Source organism: Cephaloticoccus capnophilus (assembly GCF_001580045.1).
GTDB classification, from domain to species: domain Bacteria; phylum Verrucomicrobiota; class Verrucomicrobiia; order Opitutales; family Opitutaceae; genus Cephaloticoccus; species Cephaloticoccus capnophilus.
In genome coordinates this window covers 17,152-43,894 of the sequence record NZ_LSZP01000032.1, presented here as the reverse complement: position 1 = coordinate 43,894, position 26,743 = coordinate 17,152, and the positions used below count along the sequence as shown (strand labels likewise).

Genomic DNA, 26,743 nt, shown 5'->3' with positions numbered 1-26,743 from the left:
CGCCAAAAAATTCCCCCATCGCCGAAAGGCTATATGAGGGGAGAGTCATGCGCGAGCAATTATAAATCCTGAAATTTTATTTTCTTCTTATAACAAGTGAAGCCCGTGGTGAAGGCGAAATCTAAAATCTTTATTGCGGCCGCAAAAATATATTTTTCAAGGTTGGCATATTTATCATACTCAGGATCCAAAAGATGGAAGTGCTTGGGGACTGCTGGATAACGAGAGCCAAGTTTTCCACCTTCGACAGGCGGTATGCCATAAGGCGCTTGAGTATTATCGGGTATGGGAATACCGACCGTAAGTCCGCATTCTCTATCTGAAGGAACACGAGTGAACCTTTTATCAATTGAAATGAACTCTGCACATCGGTAATTAACCCTGAATACTAGGATCCATCCCGATAGGTCTTCAGTGTTTATTCTTGGCAAAATAGACTCAATATAGGCAGTTATTTTTTCGTCAACTGAGTCCATTTCAGCGAAATCACTAAGCGCAGTGACTTCAGCCCAGGTGTGGACTATTACGCGTTCAGATTTCATTACGGATTGCCTTGTTTTTTACGATTTATCAAAAAAATTGCTCGGCGCTGAAAGGCCATATCAGGAGAGAGCAATGTGCGAGTCGCTATAAGTCTTGAAATTTTATTTCCTTCCCATCGCAAGTGAAACCTTTGGTGAGGCCAAAATCTATAGCCTTTATTGCTGACACAATAATATATTGTTCAAGACTGGCGTATTTATCATACTCAGGGGCCAAAGGGTAGAAGTGGTCGCTTTCTACTGGAGGAAAAGAGCCACTTCTACCATTTTCGCCAGGCGGCATGCCATAAGGCGCCTGCGTATTATCGGGGAGGGGGATGGCAATTGAAATTACGTATTCTCTATCTGAAGGATAGCCCCAGAATTTTTTATAAATTGCGATAAGATCTGTACAGAAGGAATTAATGTCGAAAGTCACCCTCCACCCCGACAGGTCTTCAATGCTTATTCCCGGCGAAATAGACTCAATATAAGTATTTATTTTTTTCTCAATTGAGTCCATGTCAGCAGAATTGCCAAGCCCAGGGACTTTAATCGACATGAGGGCACTTATCTGTTTAGGTTTCATTACGGATTCCCTTATTTTTTACGCTTTCCCCCCAAGCCCCCTCCTCGCTGAGAGTTGATATGGGGAGGAGAGTAATTTGCGAGTCGCCATAAATCCTGAAATTTTATTTCCTTCCCATCACAGTTGAAGCCTTTGGTGAAGCCGAAGTCTATAGCCTTTATTGCCGCCGCAATAATATATTGTTCAAGATTGACATATTTATCATACTCAGGATCCAAAAGATGGGAGTATTTACTTTTCCCTGGGTGAAAATGGCCAATTTTTCCATCCTTGTCAGGCAGTACGCCATAAGGCGCTTGAGTATTATCGGGGATGGGGATCGTAATCGAAACTCCGTATTCTCTAACTGGAGCATACTGCTTGAGTTCTTTGTCAACTCCAATAAAGTCTGTACATGCATAATTAGTGAGTAAAAACAGCCTCCATCCCGATAGGACTTCAGTATTTATTCTTGGCAAAATAGAATCAACATAAGTATTTATTTTTTTGTTAATTGAACTTATGTCAGCAAAATCACCAAGCCTAGGGACTTCGATCGGCATGCGCTCCCTTACTTGCTTATATTTTATCACGAATTCCCTGCGAGGTGGTCTGCGATTATACCTCGAGTCTGAGTATTTTATTGATTTCCCATTGCGAGGGAAGCCTTTGGTGAGGCCAAAGTCTATCGCCTTTATTGCTGACACGATAATATATTGTTCAAGACTGACATATTTATCATACTCAGGGGCCAAAGGGTAGAAGTGATCGCTTTCTACTGGAGGAAAAGCGCCACTTCTACCATTTCCTCCAGGAGGCAGGCCATAAGGCGCTTGCGTATTATCGGGGAGGGGGATGGCAATTGGAATTATGTATTCCTTTGCTGTCTCGTTTACCCAGATTTTTTTATAAATTGCAATGAGGTCTGTGCAGAAGGAGTTAATGCGGAAACTTAGCCTCCACCCCCATAGGTCTTCGATGTTTATCCTTGATGGAATAGTTTCAAGAAAGTTATTTATTCTTTCGTTAATTGAATCTATATCAACAAAATTATCAAGCTCAGGGACTTCAATCGGCACACGGGCCCTTACTTGATTGTGTTTTATTACGTCTTTACTATGAGGGGGGATTAATGGGGGAGTGTCTATCAATCGTGAAAATTTTAGTTCTTTACCGTTACAAGGGAAACCTTTGCTGAGGCCAAGTTCTATAGCCGTTATTGCTGATACGAGAATATATTGTTCAAGATTGGCATATTTGTCATACTCAGGATCCAAAAGATAGGCGCTGCCGCTTTCTGCTCGATAAAAATGGCCAATTGTTCCGTCTTCGTCGAGCGGCAGGCCATAAGGCGCTTGCGTAGCATCGGGGATAGGTATTTCAATCGTAATCCCGTATTCTCCTGGAGAAGGATACTGATAAAGTTTTTTATTAATTGCAATACGGTCTGTGCATTGGCAGTTGACTTGTAAAATCAGGCTCCATCCCTCCGGTAGGTCTTCAGTGTTTATCCTTGGTAAAATAGACTCAGCATAAATGTCTATTTTTTCCTCAATTGAATCTAGGTCGGCGAAATTACGAAGCCAGTAGAGTCCATCTGCCGACACAATGGTCATTATTTGTTTATTTTCCATTACGTATCCCCTAGTTGTGACAGAACAGTGCCCTTAACAATAACAGTGCGTCGTATTATTTAGCTTTCAGGTATTTTTCGTATACAAAAAATGAGGTGAAGCCACTCAGCGCGGGAATATCCTCCAAGGTTTCGACTTGAAATCGATCAACACCAGGGGTAACGGCCGTACTCGCGTGAGCCAAATTCAGTACCCTGGTCGAACCATTGGGCGTCCCTTCCGGTGCGCCGGAGTGGTCGGCGTAATATCCAGATGCCGTCGCTATTCCTTCTGGAATCTCAAATGTTTCATATCGATAAGGATATTCACCAAAGCCAGAAACCCTTTTTGAGTCGAACAATGGAATTCTAACTTCCTTGCCGTCTTCGATACGATGCAGAGAAAGGCGCACTTTAACGGGATGCGCTTCCAAGGCGTCTCGTAAACTTAGATCTCCCGTAGTGAATAAAATGCGTAACCCGATCAAATGGCTCAGGTGCGTTGCCCTCCTGGGTAACCGTGGCACCTCAAACATCACATCGACCTTGTATCCGGCCTTGCCCAGCGGCATCGGGATTTTGAGTGGCGGGCGCGGTAACTTCACGGACTGTTCATTACTGGCTGTCAGGGTCATATTGGCTCCTTGGGCATTTATTTCTGGACTGCGACCAGCTCCAGCTACGGCTGCGGCAATCATGGTCAAACGCCTCAATATTTTAAGAAAAGTGGTCATAAAATCTGCTCTTTAATGGCGTATTTGGCCTGATGATTGTCAGTGGGGGGCTGGGGCGGTAGCTTCGATAGACTCAGCGTTACTTGTGTCGGCAGCTTGCCAAGCCGGAATTAGCAGATCAACACGAGGGTTAACGGCGTGATGCTTACCCTAGGGGCTGTTCTTGTTTCAAACGTGGCCGCGACGGAGCCAGATTTTTCGCGCAGCAAGGCGTGAGTAGCGATTTTGCTCATGCAAATGAGCGAGGGAGTCGTAATTGGCCGACTGCTTTACGAGTGGATTGATTTGACGCGATAGTTGCTGCCGCCGCGTCTGGCGGTCGTGACCACGAATCCAAGCGCGCACCTCGCCGTTTACGGCGAGGTCAAGCGAGGTCATCGTCATATGGAGCCGAAGGCTCCCCTAGCTTGTGGAGGAGAAGCTCCGACCGCAGGGTCGGAGTTCTTCACAATCGCAGATTGTCCGCCTCTTCACTGTCTGCGTCCTTGGCCGTGCCCACTGATGTTACTCCCGTCGCTGGGCCGGAGCCGCAGATAACACAGCGAGGAGAGAATCGTGAGTATGCCCATTGTCAGAAATACGCGATGGAGGGCGGGTAGGATTTGGGCAGGGTTAGTTTGGTCGAGTCCGCTCAAGAACCAGCCGGCCAAGAGTGCGGCCAGTGCCGTCCCAAAGCTAAAGGTGAGTTGCTGGGCGGTGCTGGCGATGCTGCTGGCTTTGGCGGCGTCACGGTCTTCGACCTCGGCGTAGACGAGTGAGTTGATGCTTGTGAACTGCAGCGAGATGAAGAAGCCCTGCACGAAGCTTAGCGCGGCGAGCGCCCAGACCGAAACGCCTGGGCCGACGAGCGAGAAGCACCCAATGGTTAGCCCCACGATCGCGGTGTTGCTAATGAGCGTCGTGCGGTGCCCGAGTCGGGCGAGCACGCGCCCGCTACTGATTTTCATGAGAATGGCTGCCACCGCATTGGGCATCATGAGCAGCCCGGCTTCCCACGGCGTGAACCCGAGCCCGATTTGATAGAGCAGGGGAAGTAAGAAGGGCATGCCGCCTATCCCGAGCCGCGAGACACCGCCCGCGATGACCGAGACTTGGAGCGTGCGTGCGCGCAGCAGCCAGAGTGCCAAGACAGGGTTTTCCACACGGCGCGAGTGCCAGCCGTAAAGCGCAAGGAGCAGCAGCGAGAGCGCGGTCAACAGGCTAAGTGGCGCAGTAGCCATTGTGTGTTCGCCAAAGACTTGGAGCGCATAAGAGAGCAGTGCGATGCCTGCGCCAAAGAGGAGGAAGCCCGTGCGGTCGAGCGGCGGCGTATCGGACTCGAGATAGTTGGGCATGGTGCGGTGCACGAGCCAGAGCCCGAAGATCGCGAGCGGCAGGTTGAGGAAGAAAATGATCCGCCAATGCAGCCAGTGAACGATTAGCCCGCCGATCAGCGGGCCGACCATCGGGCCAACGAGCGCGGGGACGATCACGTAGTTCATGGTGCGCAGCAGGTCGGAGCGCGGAAAGGTGCGCACGAGCGCGACGCGTCCCACGGGCGTCATCATCGCACCGCCCATGCCTTGGAGGATCCGCGCGGCGACGAGCATCTGCACATTGAGCGAGAGCCCGCAGACGAGTGAGCCGAGCGCGAAGAGCCCGACTGCCGCGAAAAACACGCGCCGCGTGCCAAAGCGGTCGGCCATCCAACCGCTAATCGGGATGAAGACCGCCAGTGCCAGCATGTAGCTTGTGGAAACGCTGCGTAGTGCGAGCGGCGCGACATGCAGGCTCTGCGCCATGGCGGGGATGGCCGTATTTAAAATCGTGGAGTCGAGGTGCTCCATAAATAGCGCAATGGCGACTAGCCAAGGGAGGATGCGCTTTGCGGAGTCGGAGGGCGCGGGTGACTCGGAGAGCTGCTCTGCGGATGCGGAAGACACTAGGCAAAAGGGCTATGCGGTCGCGTGCCTGAATCAACACCACGTATAATTGTGAAACTGCGTAGAGGCCTTGGGGCTTTCTTGGCGGGCCACGAACGAGCCGCCCCACAAAAAAAGCGAGCCGCGCTCCCTACGTAATGCGTGCAGCGCAGCGAAATTAGATTGCGTGCGCGGTGTGTATTGGAAAACGCATTACTCCCTCTTACCCCGCTAATCGGCGACCCCTCGCTGTTTAGTTTTACCCCTAACCCCAACTCTTTCTCCGCCCGCCCGCTCTGCGTGCGCTCGCGGAGTGCTATACCCCATGACTACGCTTCTTTTTAGAGTGCGCGGCGCGCGGCTCGCTTGCGCCGCAATTGCGGCTTGTGCGCTTTTGTTTTCTGCGCGGCTGACTTCTCCGGCCTCCGCCCAAGCGCTGCCGCCCGAGCGCGCTGCGGCAGCTCACGCAGCCGACGATGAGCTTTTTATCCTGACTCCCTTTGAGGTTTCCACGGGTAACGAGACGACTGGCTACACGGCGGCGACGACCTTGGCGGGCAACCGGCTCAACACGCAGCTTCGCGATGTGGGAAGCGCGGTGACGGTCGTGACTGAGGAGCTTTTGCGCGACATCGGCGCAACGGATAACCGCTCGCTCCTCCAATACACGGTCGGAACCGAAGTCGGCGGCCTGCGCGGTAATTTCGCCGGTTTGGGCGACGGCTCGGCACTCTCCGAAGACCTGCTCGCGCAAAACAGTAACACCCGTGTCCGTGGGCTCTCGGCGGCGGATAACACACGCGACTACTTCCGAAGCTCCATCCCTTGGGATGCCTACAATATTGACCGCGTCGAGCTTCAGCGTGGCGCAAACTCTATCCTCTTCGGGCAAGGCAGCCCGGGCGGCATTATCAATACCGGCCTAAAAAGCGCGCAGTTTCGCAACTTCGGCGAGGCCGCCTTCACAGTCGGCAGCCACGGGACGACGCGCAGCACGCTCGACGTAAATCGCGTGCTGCTCCCCAAGGAACTCGCGCTGCGCGTCTCGCTCCTGCACGGCGATGAGAGGTATCGCCAAAAACCCGCCTTCTCGGAGGATAGCCGCGTGTATGCCGCGCTTCGATACGAGCCGCGCGCGCTCAATCGCGGTGGCGTGCGCACGACCATCAAAGCCAACTTCGAGAGCGGGCGCATCCGCAGCAACGCCCCGCGCATGCTCCCGCCCACCGACGGGTTGACGCCTTGGTTTACCGAGCTCGGCCAGCGCACGTATGACCAATTCCAAGCCTTTGACCACCTCTCGGGTCGCCCCGTCAGCGGCCAATGGCGGCGCAATCTTTTCACGACCGGTGGGCCCAACCCCGACTACGAACCTTGGGCGGCGATCTTTACCGCGGGTAATGGCACCACAGTCTTCAGCCCGGGCAATGGCGCACAAGACCGCTGGGTGACGGCGATCACCGGCGCCTTCCTGCGCGGTGGGCTCGATGCGAGCGGCGCGCTCGACGGCCAGTTCGCCTCCATCCCAGACAATGGGCTAATCACCATAACGCCCACCGGCCAGTGGGCCATCAACGCAAACGCGCCCTATGCCGCGGCGGGCGTTTGGAAAAACAACGTTCTCACCGACACCTCGGTGTTCGATTTTCATAACCGGCTCATCGACGGCGACACCAAGCGCGAACGCCAAAAGTTCGGCGTGGGCAACCTTAGCCTCTCGCAAACCTATTTCGACAACCGGATCGGGCTCTCGATCGACCTCTCCAAGGAAAGCTACGACAGCGAGAAACGCGCTACGCTCCCCGGCGAAGTCGTTCTCCAAATCGACCCGATCCGCGTCTTCGGCGATGGCTCGCCAGACACCGGACTCATCCCCGGCCAGCGCCCTTATGCCGATGGCACGCCCAACCCCAATCTCGGTCGTGTCTTTACCGCCACCAATAACACGCAAGGAAACCGCAGGAGCGAAACCGAGCAGACCGCCGCCCGCGCAACTGCCTTTGCCCAACACGATTTTAGCGACAAGGGCCGCGCTGCCTCTTGGTGGGCTCGCGCGCTCGGGCAACACACGCTCACCGGCCTCGTGGGCCGCGAACGCGCTAAAAGTGATGCCCGCGAGTGGCAACGTTACGGCCTTTTTGACAACGACTACTATGCGCTTTCGGGCCGCGCCGGAAATCGATTCGACACCTTTGCGCCGCTGCAAATCCTCTACCTTGGCGATTCGCTTCTCGGGCGAGACCTGGCCGGCGCGAGCCTTCCCACACTCGGAAACGGTAACGTGCTTACGAGCGGGCCGATTCGTTACTTCGACTCCACTTGGAATGCCGTCGGGGTAAACCCGGGCGACCCGTGGCTAAACGGGTTCTACCTCGATCCATCGGCGCAACGCTCCACGCAGTCGGAAAATCCCGCCAACTACGTCGGCTGGACGACTACGCAGCTCAACATCGTCGATGCGGATCAATCCGCCGCCAACCGCGCCCGCCTCACTCGCCGTGCCACCTTAGACAAAAGCACGGTCGAGTCGCGTGCACTCGTTTGGCAGGGCAAGTGGCTCGATAACGCGCTCATCTCGACCATCGGCTGGCGGCGCGACATCGCCAAGGCGTGGAGCTTCGACATGACGCCCAGCGACTTCCCGGTTTTGCCCAATCGCGGCCAACTCGACTTTGGCAACTACCGGCTGGGCAATGACGCGTCGCGTATCGCCGTCGAGTCAAAGTCCTACAGCTTCGTCGCCCACCTAAATGACCTGCCCGGCCTGCGCGACGCGCTCGCGTGGTTGCCGGTAAACGTGAGCCTCTTCCATAACCGCTCGCAAAACTTCAAGCCCGATGCCAGCCGCGTGGGCATCTACGGTGAGCCGCTTCCCGCGCCCGCCGGAAAAACCGAAGATCGCGGTCTGCGCATCGAGACCAAGGACGGTCGCTACTCGCTGCGCGTGACGCGCTACCGCACGAGCAATTCCAATGCCAGCAGTGCACAGATAAACGCCGCCTCAATCGGTCAGTGGATGGCCTTTACCCAGAACTTCGCCAACGTCTTCGAGTATAACATCAAGCCCTGGGCCTTCGATGCGACCGCCCCCGGTGCGACAGGCAGCGATACCGACATTTACGACTCGGCGACCGGCGACGAGTCGGCCATGCGCTACAACTTCCACTTCTTCGCCAACCGCCCACTCGAGCCCGGAGAATTCCTCTCCGGAGATGGGAAGTGGATTGTCTCGCCCGCACGCGAGAAGGCGGTCGTCGACGCGACTCGCGCCTTTCAGCGCAGCGTTGACCCGCGCTTCTGGCAGGCCTGGCGGATTAATACCTTCGGCGACTTCGGCCCGCCGGATGGACAAACACCCTACAGCGTGCCCGCTGGATTCTCCATTACCGAAGACAATATTTCCGAGGGCTGGGAAATCGAGCTCAGCGCACAGCCGACCAAAAACTGGCGCGTAATGCTCAACGCGAGCCAGACCGAGGCGCGGCGCGTAAACGTCGGCAATGCCAACATGCGCGAACTGATGGGCCTCATAAACGACGCGCTCAAAATCCCGAATGGCGTCGCCCGCATGCACCACTACTACGGCACCGAAGACGTCGTTACGGCGGGCAAAAACTGGTTCGACGGCGAGGGGCTTTCCGGTGCGCCCGGCAGCGAGTGGCGGCGTGCCCAGCTTTACGAAAACACCACCGTTCCCGAGCTGCGCGAGTGGCGAGTTAACGTCATTACCAACTACGAGTTCGATAAAACTGCGCTCAAAGGCGTAAACATCGGCGGCGGCGTCCGCTACCAGTCAAGCATCGCACTCGGCTACCCGCCGACTGGCGACCCGAACGACCCGCTGAAAATCGAATATGACTTTAGCCGTCCCTACAAAGGCCCCGCCGAGACCAACCTCGACCTATGGATTGGCTACTCGCGCCAACTCACGCGTAAGCTGCATTGGAAAGTGCAGCTCAACTTGAAGGACGCCTTTGAGCGGCCCGGCCTCGTCCCGATCACCTATAATCCAAATGGCCGTCCCGCCGCCTACCGCATCACCACCGGCCAAAGCTGGAGCCTCATTAATACGCTAAGTTTTTAGTGGAGGGTGTTTCTGTAAACCGGCGCGCGGCCAACGAGCCGCGCGCATAACTGGATGCGGGCGCACTGCCCCCACTTGCGGCAGCTACGTATTTCGTGCAGATAATCGGCCATGCTTTCTGCCCCATCACGAAAGGCCACGCTGCGCGAGGTCGCAGCTCGGGCCGGAGTCTCGCTTGCCACGGCGTCGCGCTGCTTGCGACAGGGCACAGTCGGTAATGTCCGGGCCACTACGCAGGCTCGGGTGCGGGCTGCCGCGCGTGCGCTCGGCTATAAGAGTAACCCGCTCCTCGGCGAGGTGATGCGCTTTGTGCGCCGCCGTGCGCCCGATCGGCTCCTCGGCACACTGGCCCACCTCGTGGAGCCCGAGTTTTGGGAAGCCGGCAGCAAGAATCGGCTCGGGCGCTACGGCCCGGCAGTCAAGGCGCACGCGCTGCGTTACAACTTTGGCGTCGCCCCATTCCCGCTCGGAGTGCCGGACTTTGAGCCCGAGCGGCTCGCCAAAATCCTCTTAGCTCGCGGCATTGAGGGAGTGGTGTTGGAGGTCTTCCCCGGTAAGGCATTTGTAGAGAGCTTCCCGTGGGGGCAGTTTTCGAGCGTCTTAGTGGGCCATGCGCTGCGCAGCCCGGGGCTCGACTGTGTGGTCAGTGACCATAGTCGCGGCGTGCTCCTGGCGGGCCAAAAACTTCTAGAGCGCGGCTACCGCCGTATCGGACTTGCGCTCGAAGAACGTCACGTCGCCGATACCAACGGCGCATGGGTGGATGGCTTTCATCTCCTCCAGCAGCGACATCCGCACTTAGGCGACATCCCGCCCTTAATTGAGGCGGAGATGGGCGCAGCGGCCTTCATCGCTTGGCTGCGCAAACACCGCATCGACGCGGTGATGACGATCTCGATTATGCACCGCTGCCAAAATCCGATGCTGCGCTGGCTCAAGGAAGCGGGAGTAGCCTGTCCCGGCGAGGTGGCCGTCGCGACGCTCGACCGCTCTTTCGTGCCCTTGCCTTGGGCTGGGCTCGATCAAAGTAGCGACGAGATTTCCGCTGCCGGTGTGGACTTGTGCATGACTAAGTTGCGCCTCGGCGAACGCGGCATCCCCGCGATCCCGCGCACGATTTTGCTGCACGCCTACTGGTGCGAAGGCGAAACCGCGCGGAGAATAGAGAGGTAAAAGACCTAAAAAATCGGCCATGCGGTGATTGAGCGCAGCCCGAAGGGGCAGGGCATCTGGCTAGAAGCTCGCCACTCACGTGTGCTGCGCACGCTCGCCGGAGCACTTTCCCCCTACGCGTGGGGCGCAGCCGTAGGCTGTTTTATTTGGCGGCGGGCTCGTTGGCCCGCCGTCCATTCAATTTGGGATTTCGCGACGCGCTATCGCGCGAAAGCGAAATCCCAAATTTGAAAGCACTCCCCCTGTCGCGTTGCGACAGGGAGGGGAAAGTAGAGTGATAACCCGCTTGGGCGAGGTGGGGGAAATCACCAGTAAACTTCCCGCCTCCAAGTTTGGGTTCCTTTCTACCGAACGCTTGGCTATTGTGCGCATGCACGGCGGCCAAGCGGCTCTGTAAATGGGTGCAGCGACACGCTGCCGCCCCACGCGTAGTGGGAAAAAAGCGTATCGTCGCGGCCACGTTTGAAACGGGGACAGACCCTAGGCGCGTGTCGCGCAGCCAGCGGGTGGCGCGCTGACTAAAACCTACCTACGGCCACAAAATGGGGAAATCCCGCAGTTTAGATTGCCCGCGACTTACGCGGTTTCACACTCGGCGGCTTTTCATGTATCTCAAGGCACTCAAACTGCACGGCTTTAAGTCCTTTTCCGACCCCACGACCCTCAATCTCGAGCCCGGCGTCACGGCAGTCGTCGGCCCCAACGGGTGCGGAAAGTCGAACATCGCCGATGCGATTCGCTGGGTGCTCGGTGAGCAGTCTGCCAAAGCACTGCGCGGGGGCAAGATGCAGGACGTCATCTTCGAGGGTAGCGACGCGCGCAAGGCCGCCCAACTCTGCGAAGTCTCGCTGCTGCTCACCGACTGTGAAAAACAGCTCGGCAGCGAGTTTCACGAGATCGAGATCATGCGCCGCGTCCACCGCGACGGTGCGAGCGAGTATTTCTTCAATGGCCGCGCCTGCCGCCTAAAAGACATTCACAAGCTCTTCATGGATACCGGCGTGGGCCGGATGAGTTACTCGATTATGGCCCAAGGCCAAATCGACCAAATCCTCTCCTCAAAACCCGAGGAGCGGCGCGCCGTTTTTGAGGAAGCCGCAGGCATTACCAAATACAAAGCGCAGCGGCGCGAAGCACTCGGCAAGCTCGCGCTCACCGACCAAAATCTTTCGCGTGTCGCCGACGTCGTGGGCGAAGTTTCGCGCCAAATCGGTAGCCTCCGCCGTCAAGCCGCCAAAGCCCTCCGCTACAAGCGGCTCAACCACCGGATGCGCCACCTCGCGCTCGCGTGGAACAGCCATCAACACGCCGCGCTTTCCGCGACACTCGGCGAGCTCGACGTACAAGTGACCGCGCTTCGCGCCCAGGCGGACACCCGCCGCCGCGAGCTCGAATCGCAGCAAGGCTCCCTCGACGAAAAGAAAGCCGCCCGCGCCCAACTCAACCAGCGCGTCCAAGACGCCCAGCAAGCCGCCTACGATCTGCGTTCGCAAAAGGAAGCGGCTGAAAACCAAGCGAACCTCGCGCAAACCAAACGCAGCGGCCTCGAAGACCGACTCACCGGCTCGCGCAACACGCTCGGCGAGCTCGAAATGCAGCTCCGCGAAGTCTCCGAACAGGCCGACACCGGCGCGCAAGACAAGCAGCAGCAACTCACGCTCCTCGGCTCTTCCGACGACGTGTTTCAACAGTGCAACCGCGAGCTCGGCATCGTCGAAGGCGAGCTAAGCAAAGTCGAAGAACAGCTCCGCCAAGCCAAGTTTGCGCTTCTCCAAACCGAGAGCAGCGTCACCCGCCTCCGCGCCGATTGCTCCCGCTACGAAGTCGACCAAAAAACCAGCGCACACCGGCACGAGACACTCGCCGCCGAGCTTGCCCAAGCCCGCGAGCAATCGGCCTCAAGCACCCAGCGCGTCGCCGAACTCGACACCCGCGTTGCCGAAGCCAGCACCGAAAAAACGAAGGCGACCGAATCCGTCGCCGCCGCGCAGCAGCGGATCGCCGCGCTCACCAGCGAGTTTCGCGAAGCCCAACGCAAGCAGCAGGAAATCGACCGCGCACTCGCTCAACGCAGTGCCCGACTCCGGCTCCTTCAACAATTGCAGGAAAAATGGGAAGGCTTTGGCGAAGGCGCGAAGGCTATCCTCCAAGGCCGACTCAACAAAGCGTTTACCCGCGCGGGCGAGGGGCCGCAGGGCTCTGATGTAACGGGCGAAACCGAGCAAAACGCCGAGGCGGAGAAGCCGCTGCCGATTACCCAAGGGCTCGAAGTCCGCCCCGCTCACGCTCGCGCGATAGAGGCCCTGCTCGGTGCAGCCGCCGAAGCGATTCGCGTCAGCGATACGGCGACTGCCCAGCGCGTCCTCGCCCAGCTCGAAGCCGAATCACTCGGGGCCGCCGTGCTCCATGTCGGTGATTTTAAGGGACGAGGAGACGACGTCGCCTCGCAAAATAAAACAGCCTGCGACTGCATTAAAGCGGCGAGCGAAGCCCTCATCGCGCCCGAGCCCGGGCACCCCGCACTGAGCATTCTCTCGGCCTGCTACATCACCGACGACCTGCCCGCCTTTCTCGATTACTGGAAAGCGAATCCCGAGTTTAGCTTCCTTGCCGTTGCCTCAGCCAAAGGCGAACTCGTTGACCGGCGCGGCCTCATTTACGGAGGCACGAGTAAGAAACCCGCTAACAGCATCGTGCAGCGCGAAATCGATTTGCGCGAAACCGCTAAGGCCCTCGCCGAAGAGCAAAAGGCGCACGACGCGCAAAAGGCAGTTATCGAAAAAATCGCCGCCTCGCTTGCCGAAGCCGAGGCCGCGCTTGAGCAAGCGCGATCCGCCGTCCTCGCGGCAACCCAACAACTCGCCCAAGCCCAAGCCGAGCAGCGTAGCGCGACCCAAGCCAGCGAAGAGGTGGCCCGACGGATTGAGCGGATGACACGCGAGCTCGGCTCGCTCGAACAGGCGAGCCGCGAGGCGCAGCTGCGCTGGGAAAAAGCGCAGGCCGCCCTTGCGGAAGCCGAGGCCGCAGTCCAGTCGCAGCGCGACACGATCCAAAGCGCCGAAGCCCGCTCCTTCGAAGTGCGCACGTCGCGCGACGCCAAGCGCGAGGCCCTCGCCCAAGCCCGGCTCGATCTCGCTGAGCACCGCCAAAAGGTCGAAGTCCTCGATCGCGGGCTTGGCGAAATGCAGCGCCGCCGCCAGCAGTTGGAGGCCGTGCTTAAACAGCGTCGCGACGAGATCGGATTTTGCACGACGCAGATTGCCGATTTGGAAAAAGAAGCCGCCACGGCCCAAGTGCGTGCGAAGGACTTAGAGGCCAGCCTAGCAACTGCGCAGCAACAGGTGGAGACACTGCGCGTGGAACTCGTGGAGCTTGAGCGTGTGATTTCCCAAATCGAAGGCACGCAGCACAGCGAGCGGCAGCAGGCCGACGCCGCGCAGAGCGAGCTCGGCCGCCACGAGGTCAAGCTGGCTGAGTTGAGGCAGCGCGTCGCGTTCTTGGTCGAGGAAGTGCAGCGCGAGTTCTCGATCGAGATCGGCGAGGTGGATTGGCGGCTCTCGCTTTGGCGCGCCGACGATGAGCCCGAAGGCATCCAAGCACTCGACCTCGACGAAGAGGACGAGGGCGGGCAGCCAAGCGAAGCGGCTACCCCGCAGTCCAGCGAGGCTGCTGCGGAGACTGAACCCGAAGGCGAGGGGAGCGAGGCGGCTTCCGGTGCTGCTGCGGCAGTTGCCCCGAAACGCCGCCGGAAGAAAAAAGAGCAACGTGGCGAGCCGACTGAGGCCGATTTGGCGGCGCTCGACGCGACCGACTGGGCGGCGGTTAAACACGAAGCTGACGCACTGCGTCAGCGGCTCGGTAGCTTGGGCGCGGTGAACCTCGTCGCCATTGAGGAATACGCCGAACTCAAAGAGCGGCACGACTTCCTCAAAAAACAAGTGGCTGACCTAAGCAGCGCGAAAGCCGAGCTGCTTGGCGCGATTGACGAGATTAACCAAACCTCGCGCCAACAGTTTGAACTCACCTTTGAGCAGATTCGGAAAAACTTCGCGGGAACCTTCCAGACGCTCTTTGGCGGGGGCCGGGCGGAGTTGGAGCTAATCGAGACCGACGACATCTTGGAGAGCGGCATCGAAATCGTGGCCCAGCCGCCCGGCACGAAACTCAAGAGCATTACGCTGCTTTCGGGCGGGCAAAAGACCCTGACGGCGGTCGCGCTGCTCTTCGCGCTCTACATGGTCAAACCTTCGCCCTTCTGCTTGCTCGACGAGCTCGACGCGCCGCTCGACGAGTCAAACATTGGCCGCTTTACCACGCTCTTGAAGCAGTTTGTGGACAATTCTCAGTTCATCATCATCACGCACAACAAACGCACTGTGTCGGCGGCGCAGGCGATTTACGGCGTGACAATGGAGGAGCGCGGCGTGTCGAAAATCGTCTCCATGCGCTTCAGCCACCACCCGCACAGCGACGGCGACAGCCCCCAACCGGCAAACATCGCTGAAGCCGTCGTCGCCGCTCGGGCCGGGCAGTGACCGCTGCCGCTGCCAAAATAAAACAGCCTAAGCCCGCCTCTCGGACTGAATGCTCGCAGAGTCAAAGACTGCAGCTAACTCCCTGTGCCTGCGTTTTGCTGTGGCGGAAGCTGAGCACGATTCGCTCGTGTATGCCGCTCGCTAATTTGGCGTCGTAAACTTTAGTCATTGCCGTGGTAGCGGAGTCGGCCGATCGACGCGTGAGTGCGGACGCTCCTCTATTCCACAAACCCAAATAGTCTAGAGTTTGAGTTGAGACAATGCGCATGGCGTCTAGGGTCGCTGTGCTATGTTCGACGAGCGCAGCCAAGAACTCTTCGAGATTCTCAATGCGGATCAAGGGGCAAGGACTAGTGATGGCGGTGGAGTCGGAATTGACCGGGAAAAACTGAAAGAATCGTGGGAAGTTCATCAGGCGACCGGGCAGCCTTTGGCGGATATCGTCTTGGCGCGCGGATTGATTACTCGGGATGGGTTGTTGGTCGCGGTGGCAAAGGGTTTGGGATTCCAGTTTTCCAAAATCGCTCAGAGCGAGTTTTCTCCCGAATTGCTGGGCGCACTGAGCCCAGAGCTTGCGCGAGGTTATGGCGCTTTTCCGCATCACGCCGAGTCGCACTTGCTGGAAGTTTGGGCAACCGATCCATTTAATACGCAGGTGGTTGATGACCTTGGGTTTGCACTCGGGAAAGAGGTGCGGCTCGTGGTGGCTGATCCCGATGAGGTGAGGAAGCTGGTTGAGCGTTGTTATGGGGAGGGGGCGAGTTCGCTGGAGGATCTGCTTACGTCGATTGATATACGACATTACGAGCAGGGGGCGGCTGCGGAGACCGATCTGGCGGAGCGCGACTTGGAGGCGATGGCGGGGCAAGCTCCGATTATCCATTTTGTGAACTTGGTGCTGACGCAGGCGATTCGCGACAAAGCGTCGGATATTCACTTCGAGCCTTTCGAACACGAGTTTCGGATTCGGTATCGGATTGATGGTGCGCTCTACGAGATGACGCCGCCGCCGCGCCAACTCGCCTTGCCGATCGCGTCTCGGCTGAAGGTGATGGCGAACCTCAATATCGCGGAGCGTCGCGTGGCACAGGATGGGCGAATTCAGTTTACGCTGGCAGGGCAGGGCGCACGCACAGTCGATTTGCGCGTATCGACGCTGCCGACGCAGTTTGGAGAGAGTATTGTGTTGCGCGTGCTCGACCGGGCGGCGGTGCAGCTCGACCTTTCGCAGCTTGGTCTGCCCATAAGGATTCATGACGCGCTCAGCGAAATCATCCGACGGCCAAACGGAATTTTGATTGTTACGGGGCCGACAGGCTCGGGGAAGACGACGACGCTTTACGCCGCATTGCGCACGATTAACACGACCGAGGCGAAGCTGCTGAGTGTGGAAGATCCGGTGGAATACGAAATCGACGGCATTATGCAGGTGCCGGTAAATGCACCGATAGGGCTGACTTTTGCCTCTGCGTTGCGGGCGTTTTTGCGGCAAGATCCCGATGTGATCATGGTCGGCGAGATTCGCGACTTGGCGACTGCACAGGTGGCGATTCAGGCTGCGTTGACCGGGCACTTGGTGTTCTCGACCTTACACACGAATGACGCTGCGGGCGCGATTACGCGGCTAGTGGATATGGGCGTGGAGCCGTTTTTGATTAGCTCGACGGTTTCGGCAGTGTTGGCGCAACGGCTTCTAAGGAGGATTTGTCCACATTGCAAAACGAGCTACCAGCCGAGCACGGAGCTGCTTGCGAGCGAAGGAATCGACCCGCGAGCGGTTGCAGGGAGGCCGTTTTATCGCGGGCGCGGTTGCTCGCATTGCCATAACACGGGCTATCTCGGGCGGCTGGGGATTTTTGAATGGCTGCCGATGTCGGAGGAGATCTGCGAGCAAGTTTTGATGCGCGAGCCGACCTTGGTGCTGCACAAAACCGCAATCGCACAAGGTATGTTCACCTTGCGCGAAGATGGGCTTCGGGCCGCCCTTGATGGGGAAACGACCTTAGACGAACTGCTGCGTTATACGTGAGCGCAGCTGCCGCGAAGGTCGCTCAAAGACCGCGCATGAAGTCGAAGGTCTTGTCGGCTTCGTCGGGCAGGTGATCGTGGCCGAAGTCCGGGTAGATCACGACGTCCTTCTTAGAAGAGATTTTGTTATAGGCGGCAAACTGGGCAGAGGGCGGACATATGGTGTCCATCAGGCCGGTATACATGAGTACTTCGGCTTTGATGCGCGGGGCCAAGTATTGGCAGTCAATATAGCCCAGCCGAGTAAAGATCTCCTCTTCGCGTTCATGGCGCGGGTCGAAGGTGCGGAAGTACCTCCCCAGCTCCTCGTAGGCCGCGCCATAGGCCAAGTCCATCTCCCAAACGCGTTTGTAATCACAGAGAAAGGGATAGACGGACGCGGCGCGTTTGATTCGGGGTTCGAGTGCGGCACAGGCCAGAGTAAGGGCTCCGCCTTGCGATGGGCCCATCGCACCGACGCGCTCGGGGTCGACTTCGTCGAAACCCATGACCACGCGAGCGAGTTGTGCGGTGTCTAGGAATATTTGGCGGAAGAGTAGCTTGCGCGGATCGGGGTCGGGGAGGCCGCGAATAATTTGGCCAGCCAAGGTCGAGCCTTGCACCCCGCCGATGTCTTCGGAGCGCCCGCCTTGGCCGCGCGCGTCGAGCGATGCGACGCAAAATCCTTCGCCGGTGTAAGCGAGTTTGGGCGAGAATTCGCCGCCATTACCCGAGTAGCCGTGGAACTGAAGCACGGCCGGGCATTTACCCGCCGCACGATTTTTCGGACGAAGGTATTTGGCGTAGATCCGTGCCCCACCCACGCCGGTAAACCACAGGTCAAAGACCTCAGCGTTTTGTGGTGCGATTGCAGTGCTGGGAACGAGTTTGGGCTGCGGGTCAGTGGCATCAAGCTCGCGCAAGGCCTCGTCCCAATACGCGTCAAAATCGCTAGGGCGCGGATTAAGGCCTTGATAGGTGTAGAGTTCAGCGAGGGGCTTATCAATTAGGGGCATAGTATTGCGTAGCTTGTGGTACTTTTTCCGCCAAACAAGCTAAGAGAAGCCCTAGGGTCTGTTCGTGTTTGAAACGCGAACAGACCTAGTTTAAGCCCACTGACTTGACGCTTTTTCTAAGTGGGACTGGGATTCTCGCCGATGCCGAGCTTTGCTTATAGTGCCATCGAGCAGCACACCGGCAGAGAGGTGTCGGGGGAGCTTGAAGCTCGGTCACAAGAGGCGGCTGTCCTCGAGTTGAAACGGCTCAGGCTTGTGCCGCTAGAAATTAAGCGGAGCGAAACACGGAAGTCGGGCGCTGGGTCACAGGAGGTTTCGCCGAGGCCTGCGGCTAGCCTGAAAAAGAAATCGGCTTTCACCATTGGTCGTAGTGTGCGCCCGAAGGAATTGGCGGTTTTTACACGTCAACTTAGCTCGCTGATCAAAGCGGGGATGCCATTTTTGCGCAGTCTTGAGGTGCTGGAGCGGCAGGAGCGCAATAGGCACTTCCGCCTGATTATCGCTGCACTTGGGGATCTAATTCGCGGTGGTGGGACTTTCTCGGAAGGGCTACAGCAGCACCCCAAAGTCTTTGAGCGATTTTATGTAAACATGGTCCGCGCGGGTGAGGCAGGAGGAGTGCTCGCGGTGGTATTGGAGCGCTTGGCTCAATTTCAGGAAAAGTCACTGCGTTTACACGGGCGTATCCGATCGGCCATGACTTATCCGATGGTCATTATCCTAGTGGCCGTATCCATCGTTGTCGCACTGATGGTCTTTGTGGTGCCAAAGTTTGAGGCCATTTTTGCGACTACTCTCAAAGGCCAAGCGCTGCCGCGGCTCACCCAAGTCGTCATCGGGACGAGTAATTTTTTTAAAGACCACTCGCTACTGGCGGTCGGGCTGACTGCAGTGCTCGCGGTTTCCTTCCGCTTCGCAACTAAAAGCAAACGCGGTATTCGTTTAATCGATACGATTTCGCTGCGGATTCCGGTGCTGGGGGATTTGTTGCTCAAAACGGCGATTGCCCGTTTCGCGCGCACCTTTGGCACACTGCTGCCGAGCGGCGTCCCTATCCTGGATGCGCTGCGGATTGCGCGCGATACGAGTGCTAACATGCGTATCGCCGAGGCAATTACACTCGTGCATGATCGCGTGAAGGAGGGCGACTCGGTCGCTGATCCGTTACGCGCGACGCGGGTTTTCCCCGATATGGTTCCGAGCATGATTGAGGTGGGGGAAGAGACTGGCGCGCTACCGGAAATGCTGATCCGAATCGCCGACAACTACGACGAGGAGGTCGATAATTCGGTTAACGCGCTCACCTCGCTCATAGAGCCCGTCATGATTGTGATCATGGCGGTCATGGTCGGGACGATCGTCATCGCGTTGTTCCTGCCAATTATGCAGATCATCCAGTCTTTGGGGTGAGCAGCGACTCCCTTTGTGAAGGGGTAGGCGGGGCGCCTCCGATTGGGGCGGTGAGCAGTGTAGTATTGAGTCCGGGGATACGCTCGGAAAATTCGCTTTGGTCGCTGGCTTGGCGGAGTGCGCGCTGGACCATGCCCATCCGCGCATCGAGGTTATCGATCATTGAGACGAAAACGGCTTCGGGTGTGGCGGCGTAGACGGCGGCTCCCCACTCGGGGGCGCCCTGGTGGCTAAGCACGATGTGCTCGAGCCGTTCGAGTCGGTCTTCGTCGAGCCCGGCTTTTAGCCCAGCGCGTCGCACCAGTTGGTAGCCGAGAACGACGTGGCCTTGAAGGACGCCCCGCCGACTGCGGTGCGCAGCGAGCGTGCCTTCGTATTCGATTACCTTGCCGATGTCGTGGACGAGGATTCCCGCCATCGCGAGGTCGGGATCGACTTCGGGATAAAGCGGCAGAGTCGCGCGCGCCACTCGTGCCATGTGCACAGTGTGCTCTAGGAGCCCATGTCGATAGGCGTGGTGCATGGCGATTGCGGCAGGGCAGGCGTAGAACGCTTCGCCGATTGCGTCGAACACTTGGCGTAGAGTCATCCGCAGTTCGTCGTGACTGATTTTTTTGATGAAGTCCTCAAACTCGGCCCGAAGTTGGGCGGCCTCTTCTGGAGCTTTCTCTATTAGTTCGTCGAGTGCGTCGGGCGGGAGCGCGGCGAGTTCGGCTTCAGAAAGCGGGGTGATGTGGGTAGGACGCGGCGAAAAAGTCCCTTGGTAAAAATCGACCTTTCCCTCAAAACGCAGCGCACTGCCTTCGAGTGCAGGGGACAGCGAAGCGCACACTGGGCTATCGCCAAAGAGGGTGCAGCGAAAGGAGCCGCTTCGGTCTCCAAGTTCGAGGCTCCAAAACGGATTTCCGTTGGCCGCAGTTTTGTGAGTGACGCGGCGGGCAATGAGTAGGCTCACAAAGGTGCGTCCCCGATCCGCCTCGATGTAGTCCTTTAAGCGAGAGACGGAGAGTAAGGCTGTGGGCGTTGTGGTTTCGGCGGACATAGCGCTAAACTGCGTGTCGCGAAGTGAAGAGCGATTGGTTTCGCAGGGGAACAGACCCCAGTGTGCTCGGCGGCTCAGTGCCTTACAATAAGGTTTGGGCCTGCAAACGGAAAATGCCCGCACCAGAAAGGGTGCGGGCATTTTGAGAAATAACGGCCGATGCGAGCCCTACAAAGTTATGATTTGTGAGCCTTTCGCTGCGGATTCCTCAGCCGCATCAAGGACGCGTTGAACTTCCGCTCCACGTGCAAAATTAGGAGGAAGGGGAGTCTTCTCACCCCGAATAGCCGCAATGAAGCGTTCGTGGATCGGCGTTATTGCCGGGCAGTCTACGACTCGCCACTCCGACGTTTCCATGTCGGCGCCGATGCAGGCACGCATTTGGCTAGCTCCATCTTTATCTGAGACTTCTAGGCCACCTTTAGTGCCGTAAATCCTTAGGCGAAGGTCGTTGCCGTGGCCGCTGGCGACACGGGTCGTAGTGATAGTGCCCACCGCTCCGTTGGCCAGCTTAAGCTGCATCGTCGCGCTGTCATTGGCGTCTAGGACGTAGTCACCGACTTTCCCTCCGGGAGCTTTGTTGTCGTAAGTGGTTAACAGTCCAGAGACCGAAGTCACTGCTTGGCCCGCGACATAGGTAGTAAAATCTACGATGTGCACACCGGTATCACCGAGTGCACCTCTTGACCCGTGGGCAGTCGAGAGTCGCCACAGGCACTCTGGGCGCGTCTGCCATTCCAGATGTAGCCAGTTTTGCAGGTAGCTAGCCTCAAAGAAACGGACTTCGCCAATCGCACCTTCGCTCACTAACTCAGCGGCCTTCTGCAGCGCTGCTCCCCTGCGATATGAGAAGTGAACAGCGTTTACAACACCCGCTTTGGCGGCGGCCTCGGCCATCTCGAGTGCATGGGCCGCATTGGTCGCCAGAGGTTTCTCACAGAGGACGTGCTTACCTGCAGCGAGGAGCGATAGCGTCGTAGGGTAGTGGAAACGATCTGGCGTTACATTACTTGCCGCGTCGAACTGGCCCCAAGTGATCGCTTCTTCGACAGACGCAAAGCCGTTAGCGATGCCGTGTTTTTCGTTGAAGGCAGCGAGTTGTTCTGCACGCACATCGACACCGCCGACGATTTCGACATTAGGTATTTTTTTGAAAGCCTCAACGTGGTAGGCAGCCATGCTGCCAGTGCCTACGATAAGAAGGCGGATAGGCTTGGGAGTGCTCATTTGGCATCCTCCTTTATGTTACCGAAACGCGGTTTGGAGAAGACAGTTACTTGGATAGACATGAGAGGGATTATGTTTTTTGTGGGGGAAATGGCGCGCGGAGGGGCCATGAGAGAAACAGCCGGCACGCTTCTAATTCCAAAAAGAAAAGCAAGAGGTGTTTGCGCTGTTTATGAAACCGTTTCAGCGTCAGCCACTGGCTCTTTAACGGCAGATTCTGCGTGTGTCTTTCCTGCTTCTGGCACTTCTTGCTTGCTTGTTCCGCCGAGCAGCACGCTGAGTTGCGCTTGGACTGCGAGGAAAAATTCGGGCGAGAAATCCGACTGAGGAAAGTCAAAGACTTGTTTGGTTTTTGCGTGTTCGTAGCGAGCGCGATACACGTCTTCGCCATCTTTGAGCGTCCCCTTCGGGCGGAGGATCCGTTTACGCTCAAGCATCAGCGCAAGGAATTGAATCAACCGCAGTGTCTCTTCCTCCGGTTCGTTACTCGGGTCCGCGAGCGTGAGAAAAAGATTCTCCGCCGTCATCTTTAACGCCCTGTCGGGATTTTCCTGTTTTTGGCGCGGCTTGTAGGGCTGCACCCAACTGCACACCAGCGTGCCCTCGACTGCCAGTTCGCCGCGCTGCGTTTCGAGCAGATCGTAACGGGCGACCTCCATTTGCGGATTGCGCACAAGCAGGCTGACCACGCGGCTGCCTTCCTCAAAGCGCTCGCCCGAAACAAAACACGTCGTCGCCAAAGGCTGTAGGTTTAAATCCATGTGTAGTTTGGCGACTTGGCTTTAAGGTAGCCTGACAGGCACGCCGCGTGCGTGGAGGGCGTCTTTCGCTTGCTGCACGGTGTAGGTGCCGAAGTGGAAGAGGCTGGCGACGACGACTGCGCTTGCGTGTCCGTCAATAAAGGCATCTCCCAAGTCGTCGAGCGAGCCTGCGCCGCCGCTGGCGATGACGGGCACGGGCACGGCGTCGCTCACTGCGCGCGTGAGTGCGATGTCGAAGCCGGCCTTGGTCCCATCGCGGTCGATGCTGTTGAGCAAAATCTCGCCTGCACCGAGTGCGACGGCGCGGCGCGCCCACTCGATCGCGTCGAGTCCGGTCGTCTTGCGTCCGCCGTGCGTGTAGACTTGCCAAGAGTCGCCGCCGTCCGGTGCGCGTTTCGCATCGATGGCGACGACGACGCATTGGCTGCCAAACTTGCTCGCCGCCGCGCGGATAAACTCGGGTTCGGTAATGGCTGCCGTGTTGAGCGAGACCTTATCGGCGCCTGAGTTGAGCATGGCGCGGATGTCGTCGGTGTTGCGCAGTCCGCCGCCGACGGTCAGCGGCATAAAGCACTTTTCGGCGGTTGCGCGGACGAGGTCGTGCATGATGCTGCGGCCTTCGCTTGAGGCGGTGATGTCCAAAAAAATCAACTCATCGGCCCCCTGTGCGTCGTAACGCTGCGCCATCGCGATCGGGTCGCCCACGTTAGTGAGTTCTCCCGCCTCGGCTTTGCCGAATTGGACGCCGCGTGTGACTTGGCCGTTGTGAACGTCGAAGCAGGGGATTATCCGGCGGCTGAGCATAGGAGGCAGACTGTCAGTTTTGCGCGCAGGAGAGGAAGGGCTTTGTGCGGCTTATTCGCGAGAGAGACGAGTTTGAGCGCGTGAATTTTTCGCCGCGCCCAAGCGGGTTACCCCCCTTCGCTGCGCACACACGCAGCCCGACGCGTATTAGGCTTCGATTTGCGCCACGTCGGGGTCGAAGTTAACCGCGAGGCGGTAGACTTGGCCGGGACGCATGATGAGCGGATGGTCGCGTAGCAGCGTTTGCACGTAGTGAATTTTTCCGTAGTTAGTGCGGTAGTTCGGGTCGGTGCTGACGACTTCGGTCTCCGCCCAGTTGGCCTGGAAATCGTTTTTGGAAACGGTGCAGCGGTGGCCTTCGGTGCCGAGTGCGAGCGAGCCACCCACACGGTATTGGGAGTGAGGCGCGGCAATCACGAGCATGTAGCGGAAGCGGTTGAGCGTGACTTGCTGGCGGACAGTGTAGGCGTATTCACAACTGATTTGGCGGCCAGAGAAGTTCCACTGCACCTTTACGCTGCCGAGCCCTTTTAGGATTTCTTCCTCAGTGGTGATGAGGTCGGGCTGCTCGTAGCGGAAGAAAAAGCTGTTGCGTAGTCCTAGTCCTGTTACGCAGTTGCGACCATAGAAGGCGGGCGTGGTGACTTTATCGCCGAAGGTGAGTTCGGGCACCATGACGGGCATGTAAACGTTGTTCGGCCAATCGAAGACGCCCGGGCAGTGCGGGAAGGGGAGCGAGTCGCTGGTGACGGTCGAGCCTGCGCTGATGAGCGGGATTTGCGCGTGTAGGCCGCTCGCTGCGTCGCGGAAGAGGAAGACGCCTTGCTCCTTACGGTTGCTTTTGTCGAAGACGACGAAGCGGCCGCTGTTGCCTTGGGGGGGGACTTGGGCGGCCGCACCGGCGGGCATTTGCACCGTCTGGGCGAGTCGTGACCATTGGCACAAGTAGCGTGCGGCATCGAAGTTTGCGATGCGTGTGGTGTGCGGCTCGTAGGCGGTGCGCTCGTCGTCGCGCAGGTCGAGGAAGCCGTGTTCTTGGTCGAGGTAAGTTTGGTAGAAAAACAGGAAGAGGCGGCGAAGGATGTCGAAGTATTTGGGCTTATCCGTATCGGCGATCCAGCCGTCGCGCAGGCCTTGGAGGATTAGGCTGATGCAGTGCATTTGCCCGTAGGCTCCGGCGGCGCGGCCAAAGGCCCAGCCGAGCCCGTCAGCGCGGACGAGGTCGGGCATCATTTTAATGTATTTCTCGGCGTAGGTGCGCAGCGTGGGCAGTTTGCGGTCGCGCACGCCGCTGTTGGCGTGGAGCTGGAGTGCGGAGCGCGTAAAGACGAAGGCGAGCACGCCGTAGAGGTTGAAGTGACCGCCGAGGCCGGGCGCGGCGTCGTCAAAAAATCCGGTTGAGCTGGTGTGCTGCACCCTGTCGACCATGCGCTCAATGAGTCGCGAGGTTTCGTCTTTCTTAGAGAGTCCGAGGCTGAAGCGCGCGACGGCCTTGGCGATGTTAAAGGACTGCCAGTGGTTGTCGTAGTCGCTGCGGTGCAGGAGCTGTTTGTCGATGCGCTCTTTGGTCTCGTCTACGAGGCGTTCCCAGATGGGGTTGCGCTCCTTGGAGGGGCCGAAGGCGAGGAGTCCGAGTGCCGCGTAGGCGAGGCCGTTTTCCGCGGCGGGCTCGGTAAACATTTGCGCGGTGATGCAGCGCGCGGCGAGGTCGATCAGGTCGTGCCCGCCAAGCGTAGTCTCGCCAGTGTTTCGGTAATATTCGCCAAGGGCGAAGGCGACGTGGCCGGGCTCATCGCTTCGGGATTGTTCGCCGGGGACGGGGAGGACAGTGCCGTTGGGTTGGATGGAATCAATGTTGTGGGCCAACATTGAGCGGGCCATGTCGAGACACTGCTCGGAGAAGCTATGCATTCGTGGTAGGTTTTATGTCGTCTGACTCGGGCGGCGCGTCCGCTTGGGCAGCGGGCCGTCGCTCTGGGGAGGGAGTTTGTGACGCGCCGTCGTGGGGCGCGGCAAGAAGAGAATCTAGGGAATTACAAGAAGTGCAGTGGTGCGTGGGCGACTCGGCGCGCAGGAGCACGCGGTGTTATTGCGCGATGAGCTTAAGGAATTCGGCATTGGTCTTCGTTTTCGAGAGCCGCGTAATCATCGTTTCGGTCGCGTCTTCGATACGCTGTTGAACGAGAGCGCGGCGGAAAAAGTGGATGCCGTCTAAGAGCTTCGGATCGATGAGGAGTTCTTCGCGTCGCGTGCCGGAGGCCGCTACGTTGATCGCGGGCCATAGCCGCATCTCTGCGCATTTGCGGTCGAGCACGAGCTCCATGTTACCGGTGCCTTTGAACTCTTGGAAAATCACATCGTCCATCCGGCTGCCGGTTTCGACGAGGACGGAGGCGACGATTGTCAGGCTGCCGGACTCTTCGGTGTTACGCGCAGCGGCAAAGAGTTGGCGCGGTTTTTCGAGTGCGCGGACGTCGAGACCACCCGAGCCGGTGCGGCCTGAGTTGCGCAGCGTGTTGTGTGCGCGGGATAGCCGCGTAATCGAATCGACGAAGAGCACGACATCGCGCCCGACCTCGACGAGCCGTTTGGCGCGCTCAATACACAGATCGGCGACGCGGATGTGGTTGTCGATTTGCTCGTCGTTGGAGGAGGCCCAAACCTCGGCCGGCACATTTCGGCGAAAGTCCGTCACTTCTTCGGGGCGCTCATCAACGAGCAAAATCATAACGTGGCACTCGGGGTTGTTTTCGAGAACGCCCAGTGCCATGTCGCGCAAGAGTGTGGTCTTACCTGTGCGCGGCGGCGCGACGATGAGTCCGCGCGTGCCTTTGCCTATGGGGCAAAATAAATCGACCGCACGCGTGGTCATGCGCCCGTCTTTGGTTTCGAGCTTCAAGTGCTTTTCGGGCGAGATTGTGGTGAGCGTCGTAAATTCAAATTTGCTGCGCCGCTCCTCTAGTGGCACCCCATCGACCGTTTCGATGAAGCGCATCTTTGGATTTGGGAAACGTCCCTCGGGGGGAAACGCGGTGCCTCCAATCAAGCTGCCCTCACGGAGCTTAAAGCGGCGTATCAATTCTTTCGGGACAAAGGTATCGTCTGGCCTGCGTTTCCCGCCGCGCGACAGGTCGAGTAGTTGGCCGTTCCCACCGCGCTGGCGGTCGATATCGAGCACCCCTTCGACACGGAGCATGTTTTCTGCGGGCGTAGGAGCGGGGGGATTTGGCTCGGCTTGGCTAGGGATTTCAGGCGTATCCGTCGCGCCATGACGCACGGGCTCTTCGTTGGTCTCCGCAGTCGCGGACGGGGTGTTGGTATCCATACAGAGTTGTTTAAAAATGTGGC

General features: G+C 58.1%; 18 protein-coding genes. 5 read left to right on the top strand and 13 right to left on the bottom strand.

The genetic code is table 11. From position 1 onward, the window contains the following. Window positions 1-59: 59 nt before the first annotated feature. The 6 genes from imm9 (AXK12_RS08490) to AXK12_RS03585 form a co-directional block, all read right to left on the bottom strand. Window positions 60-542 carry an Imm9 family immunity protein gene (gene imm9, locus AXK12_RS08490; RefSeq protein WP_082782625.1) on the bottom strand — a complete coding sequence of 161 codons (483 nt, stop codon included), beginning with the start codon at window positions 540-542 and terminating at the stop codon, window positions 60-62. Between the two features lie 85 nt (window positions 543-627). Then, window positions 628-1,110 (bottom strand): Imm9 family immunity protein, encoded by a 483-nt coding sequence (imm9, locus tag AXK12_RS03610; RefSeq protein WP_068711540.1) that lies wholly within the window; start codon window positions 1,108-1,110, stop codon window positions 628-630. A gap of 11 nt (window positions 1,111-1,121) precedes the next feature. Next, complete coding sequence (gene imm9, locus AXK12_RS08485) at window positions 1,122-2,723, bottom strand: Imm9 family immunity protein (RefSeq protein ID WP_082782624.1); 1,602 nt, start codon at window positions 2,721-2,723, stop codon at window positions 1,122-1,124. 55 nt (window positions 2,724-2,778) lie between these two features. Further along, window positions 2,779-3,435, bottom strand: a complete 657-nt coding sequence (locus AXK12_RS03595) for a hypothetical protein (RefSeq protein WP_156468828.1) — start codon at window positions 3,433-3,435, stop codon at window positions 2,779-2,781. A 168-nt stretch (window positions 3,436-3,603) separates the two neighbouring features. Then, window positions 3,604-3,819: a hypothetical protein gene (locus tag AXK12_RS03590; RefSeq protein WP_068711531.1), complete on the bottom strand. Its 216-nt coding sequence runs from the start codon at window positions 3,817-3,819 to the stop codon at window positions 3,604-3,606. 86 nt (window positions 3,820-3,905) lie between these two features. Continuing rightward, window positions 3,906-5,357 (bottom strand): DHA2 family efflux MFS transporter permease subunit, encoded by a 1,452-nt coding sequence (locus AXK12_RS03585; protein ID WP_231863519.1) that lies wholly within the window; start codon window positions 5,355-5,357, stop codon window positions 3,906-3,908. A gap of 304 nt (window positions 5,358-5,661) precedes the next feature. Here AXK12_RS03585 and AXK12_RS03580 point away from each other — a divergent pair, with 304 nt between their 5' ends. From AXK12_RS03580 to AXK12_RS03560, 4 genes are all read left to right on the top strand, one after another. After that, on the top strand, window positions 5,662-9,420 hold the full coding sequence (locus AXK12_RS03580) for a TonB-dependent receptor plug domain-containing protein (protein WP_068711529.1): 3,759 nt from the start codon (window positions 5,662-5,664) through the stop codon (window positions 9,418-9,420). Window positions 9,421-9,531: 111 nt separating this feature from the next. After that, window positions 9,532-10,593 (top strand): LacI family DNA-binding transcriptional regulator, encoded by a 1,062-nt coding sequence (locus tag AXK12_RS03575; protein WP_082782623.1) that lies wholly within the window; start codon window positions 9,532-9,534, stop codon window positions 10,591-10,593. Between the two features lie 605 nt (window positions 10,594-11,198). Then, on the top strand, window positions 11,199-15,128 hold the full coding sequence (gene smc, locus AXK12_RS03565) for a chromosome segregation protein SMC (RefSeq protein ID WP_068711524.1): 3,930 nt from the start codon (window positions 11,199-11,201) through the stop codon (window positions 15,126-15,128). Between the two features lie 289 nt (window positions 15,129-15,417). Continuing rightward, the gene (locus tag AXK12_RS03560; RefSeq protein WP_068711522.1) at window positions 15,418-17,157 is read left to right on the top strand and encodes a GspE/PulE family protein; all 1,740 of its coding nucleotides are present in this window, start codon (window positions 15,418-15,420) and stop codon (window positions 17,155-17,157) included. A gap of 22 nt (window positions 17,158-17,179) precedes the next feature. On the opposite strand, the gene AXK12_RS03555 is transcribed toward AXK12_RS03560, so the two are convergent. After that, a complete protein-coding gene (locus tag AXK12_RS03555) occupies window positions 17,180-18,151 on the bottom strand; it encodes an acetylxylan esterase (RefSeq protein ID WP_068711520.1) in 972 nt (323 codons plus the stop codon). Between the two features lie 141 nt (window positions 18,152-18,292). Here AXK12_RS03555 and AXK12_RS03550 point away from each other — a divergent pair, with 141 nt between their 5' ends. Then, window positions 18,293-19,561, top strand: a complete 1,269-nt coding sequence (locus AXK12_RS03550) for a type II secretion system F family protein (protein ID WP_068711518.1) — start codon at window positions 18,293-18,295, stop codon at window positions 19,559-19,561. Here the strand turns inward: AXK12_RS03550 and AXK12_RS03545 are convergent. The 6 genes from AXK12_RS03545 to rho form a co-directional block, all read right to left on the bottom strand. Continuing rightward, window positions 19,542-20,603, bottom strand: a complete 1,062-nt coding sequence (locus AXK12_RS03545; protein WP_068711515.1) for a 3'-5' exoribonuclease YhaM family protein — start codon at window positions 20,601-20,603, stop codon at window positions 19,542-19,544. The two genes, AXK12_RS03550 and AXK12_RS03545, sit on opposite strands and share 20 nt — an antisense overlap. Before the next feature lie 168 nt (window positions 20,604-20,771). Beyond that, window positions 20,772-21,830, bottom strand: coding sequence for a Gfo/Idh/MocA family protein (locus tag AXK12_RS03540; protein WP_197456981.1), 1,059 nt, complete (start codon window positions 21,828-21,830; stop codon window positions 20,772-20,774). 170 nt (window positions 21,831-22,000) lie between these two features. Beyond that, window positions 22,001-22,591: a hypothetical protein gene (locus tag AXK12_RS03535; RefSeq protein WP_068711513.1), complete on the bottom strand. Its 591-nt coding sequence runs from the start codon at window positions 22,589-22,591 to the stop codon at window positions 22,001-22,003. A 21-nt stretch (window positions 22,592-22,612) separates the two neighbouring features. Beyond that, window positions 22,613-23,395, bottom strand: coding sequence for an imidazole glycerol phosphate synthase subunit HisF (gene hisF, locus AXK12_RS03530; protein WP_068711510.1), 783 nt, complete (start codon window positions 23,393-23,395; stop codon window positions 22,613-22,615). Between the two features lie 147 nt (window positions 23,396-23,542). Beyond that, entirely contained in the window at window positions 23,543-25,306 is a 1,764-nt protein-coding gene (locus AXK12_RS03525) for a hypothetical protein (protein WP_231863517.1), read from the bottom strand. A 175-nt stretch (window positions 25,307-25,481) separates the two neighbouring features. Beyond that, the gene (gene rho / locus AXK12_RS03520; protein WP_068711668.1) at window positions 25,482-26,591 is read right to left on the bottom strand and encodes a transcription termination factor Rho; all 1,110 of its coding nucleotides are present in this window, start codon (window positions 26,589-26,591) and stop codon (window positions 25,482-25,484) included. Between the last annotated feature and the right edge of the window lie 152 nt (window positions 26,592-26,743).

Bases quoted from the DNA above. Each gene is read 5' to 3' on its own strand.
- imm9 (WP_082782625.1), bottom strand. From the start codon at position 542: ATGAAATCTGAACGCGTAATAGTCCACACCTGGGCTGAAGTCACTGCG.
- imm9 (WP_068711540.1), bottom strand. From the start codon at position 1,110: ATGAAACCTAAACAGATAAGTGCCCTCATGTCGATTAAAGTCCCTGGG.
- imm9 (WP_082782624.1), bottom strand. From the start codon at position 2,723: ATGGAAAATAAACAAATAATGACCATTGTGTCGGCAGATGGACTCTAC.
- AXK12_RS03595 (WP_156468828.1), bottom strand. From the start codon at position 3,435: ATGACCACTTTTCTTAAAATATTGAGGCGTTTGACCATGATTGCCGCA.
- AXK12_RS03590 (WP_068711531.1), bottom strand. From the start codon at position 3,819: ATGACGATGACCTCGCTTGACCTCGCCGTAAACGGCGAGGTGCGCGCT.
- AXK12_RS03580 (WP_068711529.1), top strand. From the start codon at position 5,662: ATGACTACGCTTCTTTTTAGAGTGCGCGGCGCGCGGCTCGCTTGCGCC.
- AXK12_RS03575 (WP_082782623.1), top strand. From the start codon at position 9,532: ATGCTTTCTGCCCCATCACGAAAGGCCACGCTGCGCGAGGTCGCAGCT.
- smc (WP_068711524.1), top strand. From the start codon at position 11,199: ATGTATCTCAAGGCACTCAAACTGCACGGCTTTAAGTCCTTTTCCGAC.
- AXK12_RS03560 (WP_068711522.1), top strand. From the start codon at position 15,418: ATGTTCGACGAGCGCAGCCAAGAACTCTTCGAGATTCTCAATGCGGAT.
- AXK12_RS03555 (WP_068711520.1), bottom strand. From the start codon at position 18,151: ATGCCCCTAATTGATAAGCCCCTCGCTGAACTCTACACCTATCAAGGC.
- AXK12_RS03550 (WP_068711518.1), top strand. From the start codon at position 18,293: ATGCCGAGCTTTGCTTATAGTGCCATCGAGCAGCACACCGGCAGAGAG.
- AXK12_RS03545 (WP_068711515.1), bottom strand. From the start codon at position 20,603: ATGTCCGCCGAAACCACAACGCCCACAGCCTTACTCTCCGTCTCTCGC.
- AXK12_RS03540 (WP_197456981.1), bottom strand. From the start codon at position 21,830: ATGAGCACTCCCAAGCCTATCCGCCTTCTTATCGTAGGCACTGGCAGC.
- AXK12_RS03535 (WP_068711513.1), bottom strand. From the start codon at position 22,591: ATGGATTTAAACCTACAGCCTTTGGCGACGACGTGTTTTGTTTCGGGC.
- hisF (WP_068711510.1), bottom strand. From the start codon at position 23,395: ATGCTCAGCCGCCGGATAATCCCCTGCTTCGACGTTCACAACGGCCAA.
- AXK12_RS03525 (WP_231863517.1), bottom strand. From the start codon at position 25,306: ATGCATAGCTTCTCCGAGCAGTGTCTCGACATGGCCCGCTCAATGTTG.
- rho (WP_068711668.1), bottom strand. From the start codon at position 26,591: ATGCTCCGTGTCGAAGGGGTGCTCGATATCGACCGCCAGCGCGGTGGG.